7 protein-coding genes are annotated in these 12082 nt (G+C 52.3%); 1 reads left to right on the top strand and 6 read right to left on the bottom strand.

The window, feature by feature from the left end; all coding sequences use genetic code 11:
• The 6 genes from KOO63_13320 to KOO63_13295 form a co-directional block, all read right to left on the bottom strand.
• Positions 1 to 228 (bottom strand): hypothetical protein (locus tag KOO63_13320; GenBank protein MBU8922793.1); only part of this gene is annotated, 228 nt, incomplete at its 3' end.
• Between the two features lie 6 nt (positions 229 to 234).
• On the bottom strand, positions 235 to 1140 hold the full coding sequence (locus tag KOO63_13315; protein MBU8922792.1) for a hypothetical protein: 906 nt from the start codon (positions 1138 to 1140) through the stop codon (positions 235 to 237).
• A 236-nt stretch (positions 1141 to 1376) separates the two neighbouring features.
• Entirely contained in the window at positions 1377 to 3239 is a 1863-nt protein-coding gene (typA, locus tag KOO63_13310) for a translational GTPase TypA (protein ID MBU8922791.1), read from the bottom strand.
• Positions 3240 to 3431: 192 nt separating this feature from the next.
• Positions 3432 to 6986 carry a response regulator gene (locus KOO63_13305; protein ID MBU8922790.1) on the bottom strand — a complete coding sequence of 1185 codons (3555 nt, stop codon included), beginning with the start codon at positions 6984 to 6986 and terminating at the stop codon, positions 3432 to 3434.
• A gap of 219 nt (positions 6987 to 7205) precedes the next feature.
• A complete protein-coding gene (locus KOO63_13300; GenBank protein ID MBU8922789.1) occupies positions 7206 to 9548 on the bottom strand; it encodes an immune inhibitor A in 2343 nt (780 codons plus the stop codon).
• Between the two features lie 138 nt (positions 9549 to 9686).
• A complete protein-coding gene (locus KOO63_13295; GenBank protein MBU8922788.1) occupies positions 9687 to 11348 on the bottom strand; it encodes a hypothetical protein in 1662 nt (553 codons plus the stop codon).
• Between the two features lie 165 nt (positions 11349 to 11513).
• On the opposite strand from KOO63_13295, the gene KOO63_13290 reads away from it, so the two are divergent.
• Entirely contained in the window at positions 11514 to 12080 is a 567-nt protein-coding gene (locus KOO63_13290; protein ID MBU8922787.1) for a hypothetical protein, read from the top strand.
• The last annotated feature ends 2 nt before the right edge of the window (positions 12081 to 12082 follow it).

The following is a 12082-nucleotide window of genomic DNA, read 5'->3' as shown; positions in this document are numbered from 1 at the left end:
TATACTGGCGAACGGCCCGGGGTTGGCCTCACATATCCTTTCTGCCACCTTCATATCCTCTACACTTTCTATCTTCCCGATCGCCGAGACGATCTCCGCGACAATCACCTTCTTCTTCCTCAGACAGAAGCTTCGCTCAATCACGATCGACAGGGCGAACACCGACCCGAGAAGGAGTGGGTACATGATGACCCCACCATTCTGTAATTCGGAAAATATTCCCGTCATCCTCTGTTACCTCCTGTATACGTAAAATATAAATGTCCATGTCAATTCCAGATATTCTTCTGGAAAATCATCGGGTAGCGGACTAAACGCCGATGAGGCCTCCACCGCGTCGACGCTGGTCTCCATCAATGTCCTGTCTCCCTTGTACTCTACCACATTCAGATCTTCCACCCTCCCGTCCGACATCACCCTGAAAGTCAGCACCGTCTGCCCGTCTATCAGGCCCAGCGGCGAGAAGGCCCCTGGCGGATGGGTGTTAGACCGGAGTTTTCGTTTCATTTCCAGGATATACGACGCGAAATCCCAGTCGTATGTATTGAGTGTGACGCCTCCGAGAGCTTTCGCGGCCTCTCGTCTCTGGTCGTAATCAACGTCATCTGTGAAAGAACTGCTCTGTGAACTCTGCCGGTCATGGCTGCTGTTCAGGGCCGGCGACCTGTTTCTACTGAATATCTCACCGAGGTCCTGCGGCACCCGGATCACCATGTCAGACATACTTGCTTTATCTGAGTCCTGCCTCTCGTCAGCCTCATCCGAATCTGACTGACGTGGGTCGGGTGAATCTTCAGAGACATCCGCTCCTGATGATGTGGACATATCGCCCGCGAAGATCCTGTGCTCGCTGATCCCTTCGCTGTATGCCTCTCCCTCGCGAAGGTCCTCTGGACGTTTCTCGTTCCTCGCGATAGCGTCCTTGTCCGAAAGCAGGCTCGCCACTTCGGGCCTCTGCCTGATAGCGTCTTCCGGTGTTTCGACAAGCTCGAAGACGAGGGGCCGAACCGCTACCAGCGCCGAATCGACATCATCAGGAGAAAAACTGATAAGGGACAACGGCTTGTACAGGACAAGAATCAGCAGATGTACGATTACCGAGATGACAAGGGCTGTCAGTTGTGACCTGTTTTTTCGCAAGACGACATCCTTCGGGGAAAAGCCACACTCGACTGGCCTCCAGTCTATAATACAGTCGTATCATTAAACACACAAGTTACAACAGGGTTTCACCAAATCGCCGTCGCACCGATACGGGACAGCATCTGGCGCTGAACAAACCTGACAGATGACTTGAAACGACTCGACCATGGCCGATTTTCAGGATTTTGGTTTTGCCGGAGTACTTGTAAAACCTTACACGCTGACTGAGATGTCTACTCTCCTGAGCGATCTGCTGGACTCAAATCGGTAAATGAATCAGGCTTGAGGTTGTTTCTGAGCTGGGCGGACAGGATGGTCTTTTTCAGCCGGATCGACTTGGGTGTGATCTCGACCATCTCATCGTCGCGGATGAAATTCAGGGCCTTTTCTATCGTAATAGGTTTCACAGGAGTCAGGACCACGGCGTCGTCCTTGCCAGAGGCTCTCATATTTGACAGCTTCTTCTCCTTCGCCTGATTGACGTTGATATCGTTACCCCTGTTATGTTCACCGACGATCATTCCCTCGTATCCCGGGTCACCCGGGTTCACGAACATCCGTCCGCGCGCCTCAAGGTTGAAGAGCGCATAGGCCACGGCCTTGCCCATTCTGTCGGCCACTATCGAACCTGTGAAACGAGTATTGAAATCACCCCTGTATTCCTCGTATCCGGCGAAATACGAGTTCATCACGCCGGTCCCCTTGGTATCGGTGAGAAATTCATCCCGATATCCTATCAGTGCCCTCGAAGGGGCCGAAAATTCGACTCTGACCCGGCCACTGCCGTCATGGATCAAATCGGCCATCCTGGCTTTGCGAATAGCCAGTTTCTCTGTTACCGTACCGAGAAACGCCTCTTCGCAATCGATGAACAGGCGTTCGATCGGCTCGAGCCGTTTTCCATTCTCATATTTGAATATGACGTGCGGACGTCCAACGCAGAATTCGAACCCTTCTCTTCTCATCGTCTCTATCAGGATAGCCATCTGGAACTCTCCGCGCCCTTTAACGATGAAACAGTCACGCTCGCGGTCTTCCTCCATCTGGATCGCAACGTTCATGAGAGTCTCCTTATGGAGGCGCTCGCGTATCTTTGGAGACTGGACGAAACGGCCTTCCTGACCGCTGAACGGGGAATCGTTGACCGTAAATCGCATAGAGATAGTCGGCTCGTCGATAGTGATACGTTTCAGCGCCTTTGGATGCTCCCTCGTGCAGATCGTATCTCCGATCTTGACATCGACGATCCCGGCAAGGACAGCGATATCACCGGCGGTGACAAACTCGGCGGGCTTGTAAGACATACCTTCGTATTTCTGAAGTTTCGTCACTCTCAGAGGATGCTGCTTGCCATGCTCTCCTATACGGATGAGCAGCTTGTTCGAACCGACACTGCCGTTGATGACCCTTCCCACAGCGAGCCTGCCAAGGTAATCCGAATACCCGAGATCAGATACGAGCATCTGAAACGGCTCATCCGGATCGTAGGCCGGGGGCGGGATCTCATCGATGATCGCGTCAAGCAGCTGGTGAATGTTGTCTGTCTCTTCTTCCAGTGTCTTTTTGGCGATCCCGTCACGGCCTATCGCGTAAAGGAGAGGAAAATCGATCTGCTCGTCGCCGGCGCCGAGATCTATGAACAGATCATAGATCGCGTCGAGCACCTGGGCGGATTGCGCGTCTTTCCGGTCGATCTTGTTGATCACGACTATGACCTTGAGTCCCGCTTCAAGAGTCTTTTTCAGCACAAAGCGTGTCTGCGGCAGAGGTCCTTCGGACGCGTCTACAAGAAGAATGGCGCCATCGGCCATCGAAAGGGCCCTTTCCACTTCGGCACCAAAATCGGAATGTCCCGGCGTATCGATAATGTTTATCTTCACGTCTTTCCATGACACCGAACAGTTTTTGGCAGCGATCGTTATCCCACGTTCACGTTCGAGGTCCATATTGTCCATCAGCCGTTCATCTACGACCTGTCCCTCCCGGAGCAGGCCGCTCTGCCTGAACATTGCATCCACAAGCGTAGTCTTGCCATGATCCACATGAGCGATTATGGCGATATTCCTGATTTCTTTATTTTCTGTCATCCTGCTCATAAAACAGCTCCACGGGCAGTCACCCTGCCCATTGTGCGTGGCGAGGACATCGATCAATGCCGAACACGCTTGCGAATAGATGAACGATCCTTTTCCCGGCGAGGGGAGTGGCTGGCAATCCAATTTTGCCAAAAGATAAGCTGTTGCGGACATTTGTCAACAGATAATGGATGGATTCGGGATCACGATCGACTATTCTTCAAGGACTTGACTTATGATATCTTTCAGGGCACCGGCAGTGAACGGTTTCGCCAGCCTGGCACGAAATCCGTATTTCTCATAGTTCGCCAGTACGTCGTCGCTTGAGTACCCGCTTGATACTATCGCTCTTGCTTCGGGGTCCAGCTCAAGCAGAGGTCCGATCGTCTCCTTACCTCCCATTCCTCCGGGAATAGTCAGGTCCATTATGACGATATCCCATTTATTGCCTTTCTCGATCGATTTCCTGTAGAGTTCGAGCGCCTCGGTCCCATTCTCGGCTTCACCGGCAATATGACCTGCCATCCCGACCATTTTCACAATGAGGGTGCGTACGGTATCATCATCATCCATCACCAGGATCCTGGCCTTCTTTAAGCTTTGTCTCTCTTTCACGGGAGGATCGACGGATAGCATTTCCTTCACTGCCGGCAGATAGAAGATCAGCGTAGTACCTTCACCGACCTGAGACCGTACTTCGAGAAAACCTTTATGCTTGTCGATTATTGAGTATGCCGTGGTCAGCCCCAGGCCCTCACCCTCGTCTTTCATGGAATAATAGGGATCAAAGATATGATCGATCTGGTCCGCCGGGATTCCTTCTCCATGATCTTCGATCTCTATCATCACAAACATACCCGTTGCGGGAAATTGTCCACCCTTCCCGTCAGGGGAACGCTCGACATTCCTCCCCCGGATATTTATCACTCCGCCCTCCGACATGGCCTGGCGGGCATTTATGAGAATACTGTTGATCACCTGGTTTATCTGATCGGCATCCATACGGACCGGCCAGAGATCATCAGGCAACTCAAACCGGCAGTCCACTTTTGAACCTCTCAGAACAAAGGCGGCCGACTCCCTGATCACATTCTCTATATTCCCAGGTTCACGCACGGGGCTTCCCCCGCGTGAAAAGGTCAGGAGCTGACTTGTGAGAGCCTTCGCCTTCTGCGCGGCTTTGGCAGCCTGCCCCGTCAACTCCCTGTCTTCTTCGCTCAGATTCGCTGACATCTCCAGAAGCGAAAGGTTCCCTATGATCCCGACAAGAAAATTATTAAAGTCGTGCGCGATACCCCCGGCAAGAATGCCGATCGACCTCATTTTGCCTGCCTTCGCCAGCTCTTTCTCGATCTCCTCTTTCTCGAGGACTTTTTGTTCGACTTCGGTCTTGAGCCTGCGGGCATATCTCTTCTGAGAAATAAACGCGAATATCGCGTATGCGATAAACAGAGCAATCGAAGCGACAACCAGCCTGAACCAGATTCCAGACCAATACGGTTTTGCTATAGCGATAACAGGCGATGACACGGCCTCGCTCCATGGCTGTTCGTAGCCCGTGGCTTTCAGATGCAATACATACCTGCCCGGAGGCAGATTCATATATCTCAGGATCCTAAGGTGTGAAATATACGGGTCGCCCCAATCCTCTTCGTATCCCTCGAGCCAGGTGCGGATCATTATCTTGTCTTCATCGGCAAAGGAAATAGCGCTGAATTCAATGATAATCGTGTTCTCTGAATGAGAAAGGTCCAGGTCCTCATCGAAAGAGTAATCCGCGCTGGATGTCTCCAGGGAGATCAGATTCACCAGCGGCGCCACATCACCATGTATGTCATGTTCCTTCCGGTATACCGATACTCCCCGGTCTGTACCGATCCATACTTTGCCATCGGAATCGACGAACCCCGCGGCACGGTTTGTCTCTCTCCCGATCACTCCGTCCTCGACTGTAAAATGATCGGACCGCTCGCCATTCCACCGGTAGACTCCGTTATCGGTGCCAAACCAGAGATTGCTGTCACCATCATCGACTATGAAGTAGACGGGCCTTTCTATCTCCGGCCCGGGGGAACTCACTCTCTCGAACCCTTCACCCACATCGGCAAAAAGGCCCCCGTAAGTACCGACATACAGGGTGCCCTCCAATGTCTTGAAAAGAGAATAAATACTTCTGGCCGCCAGATCGTCACCGATGGGGTTCTGCCTGACCTGGCCACCTTCGATTATGAATATCCCCTGATTCCGCGTTCCCACATAGATCGTCCCATCGTCCGATTTGAAAAGACGCCGGACATTATGGTTGCCATAAACGGATTCATCCCACAACACAAATTCATTGAACAGGCCATCTCTGTATTTGCAGACTTTCCCCTGTCCGGCGACCCACAGCTGCCCCTCTGCATCGAACAAAACGGACCGCACCGGCAATTCGAGTCCCTCATCTTCACCAAAAATCGTTTTTCTGCCATTTCTGTCGATCCTGATCAGGCCCGCATTACTTGCCGCCAGCCAGATATCATCTTTATCGTCTCTGGCCAGATCGAGGATCCTTTCATTCTGCCTGTCGTCTGTGATCTTTTTTGTCCTGATCTTCTCTTCCAGAAATGTGAGCCCCAGAGGATGAGCCAGAACGATGACTCCAGAGTTCAACTGAACCACCCCGGTCACTTCGTCGTCGAAAAGTCCGTTATCTTTCGAATAACCAGCGAATCTGTCATTGATGATCCTGGAGATACCTCGAAGGCCTACAACCCAGGCATTACCTTCCCTGTCCCGGAAAAGAGAGGTAGTCCCTTCGTTTATCAAGCCACTGTTCCTGTTGAGAATCTCTATATTGTTCCTGTCATCGAGCCGGGACAGCCAGGTCTCAACCCCGAAATAAAGGCCTCCGGCCCCATCCGGAATACTGGAATAATATCCATAGTTCAGGGAGGTATCAAGTTCACGGATCTCACTGATCCTTATAAAGATCCCGTCTTTCAATTGCCCGATCCAGTCGCTTCCGACAAGCCAGAACATGTCGGTGGATTCCTCATACGCAACGCTCAGAATAGTCTCCCGTGGAGACCCCTCAACCAGGCGAAACCCCTTTTCAAGAGAATCGCCGGAAACACTCATAAGCCCGCCGGATGTTGCAACAAACAGATCGTTATCTACAACAGCCAGGCCGAAAAAATCAACAATCCCGTTCGATGCTCTCTCCGCAAGGATTTCGACCCTGTCCTCGCGGAAACAATAAAGATCTCTGCTCTTCGATATGATGATAATGATCGGATTATCGCCATCTCTGACAGCAACCATACGTGAGTGCTGATTCCCGAATAAAGTGTTGCCGGGAATCCTTGCCAGAAATCTCCACTTCCCGTTTTCCAGGACCGAGAGTTCATATTCTGCCGACAGGGCCCACAAAGTCCCCCTGTGGTCCACGAGAATGGTGCTCTGCGAGAGGGTCGCCAATCCGTCATTTACCCCGTACGTCTCCCATTTCACCCCGTCATAACAGGATATCCCCGAGCGAGTGGCGAACCACATCTTTCCCGAATGGTCCTGGATGACACTTTTTACAGCTGTGCTTGAGAGGCCGTCTCCTTCGGAGTACGTTCTGACATGATAGCGCTGGGCGGAAGCGGCGTGTGGATATACCAGTACAAAGGCTGTTAAAAGAATAACCGGGATGATAAAATTATACTGGTGTTTGAAAAGCCGGGGAACAAAGCGATCTTGCAGCTTTAACAGCCCGCAAACCAGCCTACTTGAATACTGCACGCAACTCCTGTCCTGTTAGCCAGGGGGTGGAATCCCCAACGCGGCCTGCAGATAGCGCATCTCAAATCACATCGGGTTCTGCGAGCCACGCCTGTAAATTTTCGTTTACATGGTAGCAACGAGGGTGTCAGAAGTCAATCAAGATGTATCACTCGGGCTCTTATATCAAGGAGTACAACCAGCCACAGCGACACAGGAATCACCAGAGCTTCGCCAGTCTCATCTCAACAGCACAAGCTTCCGGTTGAAGCTTTCGCCATCGGCTTCAAGCCGCAGAAAGTATATTCCGCTCGATACCGGTTTGCCGCCGCTGTTTCGGCCGTTCCACAATACAGAATACTCGCCCGGGACCAGGAGCCTTTCCGCGAATGATCTCACCCGCCTCCCGCCTACATCGAAAAGCTCAAGAGTGACTGCCACCGGCGATGCAGTATCCCCCACACTCCCTCCGACTGTGAAGCAGATCGTAGTGGAAGGGTTGAAAGGATTCGGATAGTTCGGCAGAAGCGCTGTTCTGAGCATCGGAGTCATCTCGGTGTCTGTTATATCGCTGACTGTATGGAAAACTATATTGCTCCCCCGGCTTTGATGGCCATCTATATCGGTCGCCCTGACCTGGTACGCGAAAAATCCGGTCTCGTCCGCTTCCCGTACGTAGAATGTGTCAGGAAGTGATTCAGCCAGGATGACAAGATCCTCGTATACCGTGACAGGATCTATATCGTCGATATATATCCCCTCTCCCATAACGCTGGCATCGGTGCTGTAAACAAACCGGATCTTCAGTATCGAATCGGTCAGGATCCCCGGTATCTGATCGAGATAGAAATCGGCCGCAATCCATCCGACCGACGACCCCGTGATACCGTTTCCCCGGTTATTGCCGTTCGGATCATCGTTGGTCGTCAGGTTGCCGGGCACAGCCTGCCAGGTCAACCCGTCATCGAAACTTGCTTCGACGAAAGCGTAATCCCAGCCTGCTTCGATGTCGTACCATAACTGGCAGGAAATGGTAGCGGAGTGGGAAACAGGATAGAAGGTTGCCATCTCTATGTAGTTGTGCAGGTAGTTGTCGCTCCCCGAAAAATAGCTGCCACTTCCGGTGAAGGCCCGCGTGCTGCTTATACTGAATCCATTTTCCACCCAGAGCGTATCCCCGACCTCACAGGGGTCTGTCACCCACGACATACCGCTGTACTCCCGCAGATTATAGGAAACCGGCGGGTTCGGATCGGAAGATCCACCTGCTGTCCAGCTTACAAGATGCGAAGGGTCAGCCAGGTCTGCGACCTCGTAGAGGGACGGCACTTCAGGCGGCAGTACACCGGCCGGGTCCCCGGCTCTCCTGATGATAGTCAGATTAAGCTGGAGGACCTTGTCGAAGGTCGGCTGGATCAGCGTATCGGGGGGGCCAAAACCACCTTCCTCGGAAGTATTGAGTTCTATGGTGTAGCAGTAGATCGGTGGTTTGAGGGTCGTGTCCCCGTATGCCCAGTCATCTGTCCCTCCATTCGCCGGATACAGGACATTTGTCGCTGTACAGCCGGGAACATACCCCAGCCCCATGTTCAGCGAATCGGCGAGGGTGGCAAACAACTCATGATCGTCGGTGTAGATCGCGTCATATCCCCAGGGATAGATTATCAGCTCGCTGTACGAATGATAGGTAAGAGCGGCTACAAACTCCCTTGAATCGCAGAAATCTCTTACAGCCCGGGACTCCGGCTCGCTGAAGGGGGCCGGTCCCCTGTATGTCCATCCCCCCGGATCAGGATTGCTCCCGATGTCGTCGTATCCCCACATGTAGCCATAGTTCCTGTTCAGATCGACTCCAAAAGTACCGTCACCATTGTCGCGTCTGTTCTTTCTCCACCAGTTCCACCAGTCGCCATCATGGTTGTTCTGTACGTAAACATGCCCGTCGGGGTTGATCATCGGCGCTATCCAGATCTCCCGCTCGTCGACGAGGGATGTGACCTGCTGGCTGGTCCCGTAATTATCGAGGAGGTAGGTCACCATCATAAGGGGGACCTCGACCGACATGATCTCCCGCGCGTGATGACATCCCATAAGGAGCACTTCAGGCTCGGATTCATCTATCGCGGCATTGTCCGAGATCTTGATGGCCCTTATCAGTCTCCCCTCGATCGATGTACCAAGCGTATCGATCCTGGTAAGTCCCGGATACTCGGCGTGGAGACTGTCGAGCACAGACTCCATCTCCACATATGTGTGATAAAGGCCTAGATTCTCATTAAGAGCGGATGGTGCGCGAAGCATCGATCTCTCCACTACCTCTGCCATCGGAGCTCTGGATATGACCCACTGAAGTTGACTCGCCGTGACACCAAGATCGATCCTTCCATCCGGATATACGGCCAGGATATCTACATTCAACCTATGCAGCTCCCTGATCGTGATCTCTTTCGAAAGCCGTGTCCGAACCATGGCAGTAGAATTCGGATCTTCAGCATGCACGCCCGCCGACAGCGTGACTATACAAAGCAATAATAACAAGATCCCATGATAGAGACTCGTTGTGATGGATGTTATCTTTCCCAAAGAGGCGCCTCCCGTTTTTCCAGCAGAAAATCAATGATGTACAGATCATACAAAATCTCTCGATCGATGCATGTTTTCTGATTATACCATGTTCAGGCCAGATTTTAAAGAGCTGGCAGTCTCAGCAGGCTTCGCGACTCACCGGGTCCTGACTGTTTCAGCCCATCTGGTTTCACACTCTATTATATCGGCAGCGGTAAGGGGCTGCCTTCTCTCATGAATTACCAGATCCTTCTTTCCTCGAAGCTGCACATTCGGCATGAAACATTGAACATAACCCTCCGGGGCCGACCTGTCATGAGCCATCATTCGCATCCCTGTATCTTCAGGAGGGTTCCTCGCAATGACATAATCGTTAAGGCCGTGGAGATCTATGATGTTGACCTGGGGAAGGACCCACGAGGCGACACCGATCGCCGGGAAGGCTAATACGGGATAATCTCCGGTGTGTAGCTTCAACCCACTAGCCCTCGATGGAAAGAGTGATATTAAATATTCGCAGTTCACCTTATGTTCCTGGTGCCGCACACAGACGTAATGATCGATAAGCCAGGACTGCTGCTCATCGAACAGGTTCGCGTACCAGCGGACGGGGCCGGGCCAGTGGGGCGCGACCGGATACCGTAACTTGTGAGTCTCTTCACGTGTATTAAGGTCATGTGTATGTGCCCAGTGAGTCCAGGGAACAGGAAGTGACAGGGTGATAAAGACGATCAGCATGATTATCGAGGCTGTCGGCTTGATCCTGCCGTTATTGAGAAACCACACGAACGAGAGAAAAACGAGGAAGATCAGGTGGCTGAATATGCGATACTCGAAGTGGTCCCCCCCTATCATAATTGTATAGTATAGAAGATGCGCCAGTAGTGTCACCGTTACTACGAAAACGGCCGTCCGTCTGGAAGCACGCTCGACAGTTTCGCGGGGTGACGGTTTAACAAGTCTCTTGATCAGCACGTAAAGGGCCAGCCCGATCCACACCCACAGGGAGTACTCAAGTATAAACGAGAGGAGATGTCTCGCGCCACTTTCCGGCCAGGAACCCGTGAACTTCGCGTAGTATGTGTTTGGAAGCCATTCCCCGTAAGTCGCCCTTCTCCAGACAATATGCGACAATACGAGAAGAAGAGGAGACGCTCCAGCAAGATGCCGCATGCGGAAGATGTCCCTGTTTCTGATAAATGTCCATCCCAGAAGAAGCAGGGTCGATGCGAGGAAAAGAATCCCGTCGGGACGGGTCAGGTAGATGCATACAGCGAGAGATGTCAGGGAAACGACCCACCATCTGCTGGTGATCGGAACAAAGACACAGATATAGATCCACAGAATCAGGAAAAAATTGAACATCGCCGTCTCCAACCCCGAGCTGCTCCAGGTCAGAACGGTACGATTGACAACAAGCCCAAGCAGTACAAGACCGAGGATCACAATCCGGTGTGGGTGCAGCTTCCTGCTCCATCTCAACTGGAGGATCCCGGCTGATACCACCATGAATGTAAGAAAAGAAAAAACAAGCGATATGAAGTTCGCCGATTCCGGAGGAGATACCTTGAAGATCCTCCATACGACATCGAGCAAAATTATCCAGAGGAAATTTGTGTACCCCTCGACCGGCCGGAACGGCGCGGCGTTCCATACGTAGCCGTGCCCGAGAATGCTGTTGCTCACATACCTGAACGAGATATAGGCATCGTCCGTCAGGAACCAGAACATCTTCCAACCCACCACGAGCAGGATCCCGGCCCCGACAAGGAGTGCGATCAGATTGATTTTCTTTCTTCCATCCAGTTGGGATAGCATTCCGGGTACTGTCTCCTTTCGAAAGATGATGCCTGAGTCTAGCAAAAACCTCATCATTTTTCAACATCTCAACTCCTGTTTCAACATCGCAGCCTCTGCCCATACTTGACGATTTCGACCAATTCGAATAAGCTTCAGTTTCGACACTAACAGGAAGGTTTTTTCATGAGATCGATCTTCACAAACCTGAAAATACTCGTAGTTCCTCTGACTACCCTGATCATGGCAGTCACATTTACCACCACACCCGCGCTTTCTGCCCGGGCGCCAGGCAACACGGCCGGCCCGCTGACCACCGCCGAAAAGACCGACTACACGGAGACGACCCTGTACCCTGAGATCATGGAGTTTATCTATCGGGTTGCCCGCCGGTCCGATGTAGTCCAGGTCGTGGAGTTCTGTGTGTCGACCGAAGGAAGGCTCGTTCCCCTGGTAATACTGAGCAGGGAAGGGATCAGCAGTGTCTACGAGTTGGCGATGACAGGCAGGGACGTGGTGTTGATCCAGGCTAATATCCATGCCGGCGAGGTCGAGGGAAAAGAAGCCAGTCTCATGTTGATCAGGGAGATCGGTAACGGCAATCTGGACAAGTTGCTCGAAAACCAGGTGATCCTCGTCATTCCTGATCTCAATGCCGACGGCAACGAAAAACTGTCCGAACGCAACAGGCGCGACAACGGCCCCAGGCTGGCCGGTGAACGGGTGAACGGCCAGAACCTCGATCTGAACTGAGA

It is taken from the genome of Candidatus Latescibacterota bacterium (assembly GCA_019038625.1).
Classification (GTDB): domain Bacteria; phylum Krumholzibacteriota; class Krumholzibacteriia; order Krumholzibacteriales; family Krumholzibacteriaceae; genus JAGLYV01.
This window is presented reverse-complemented; position numbering and strand designations above follow the sequence as displayed.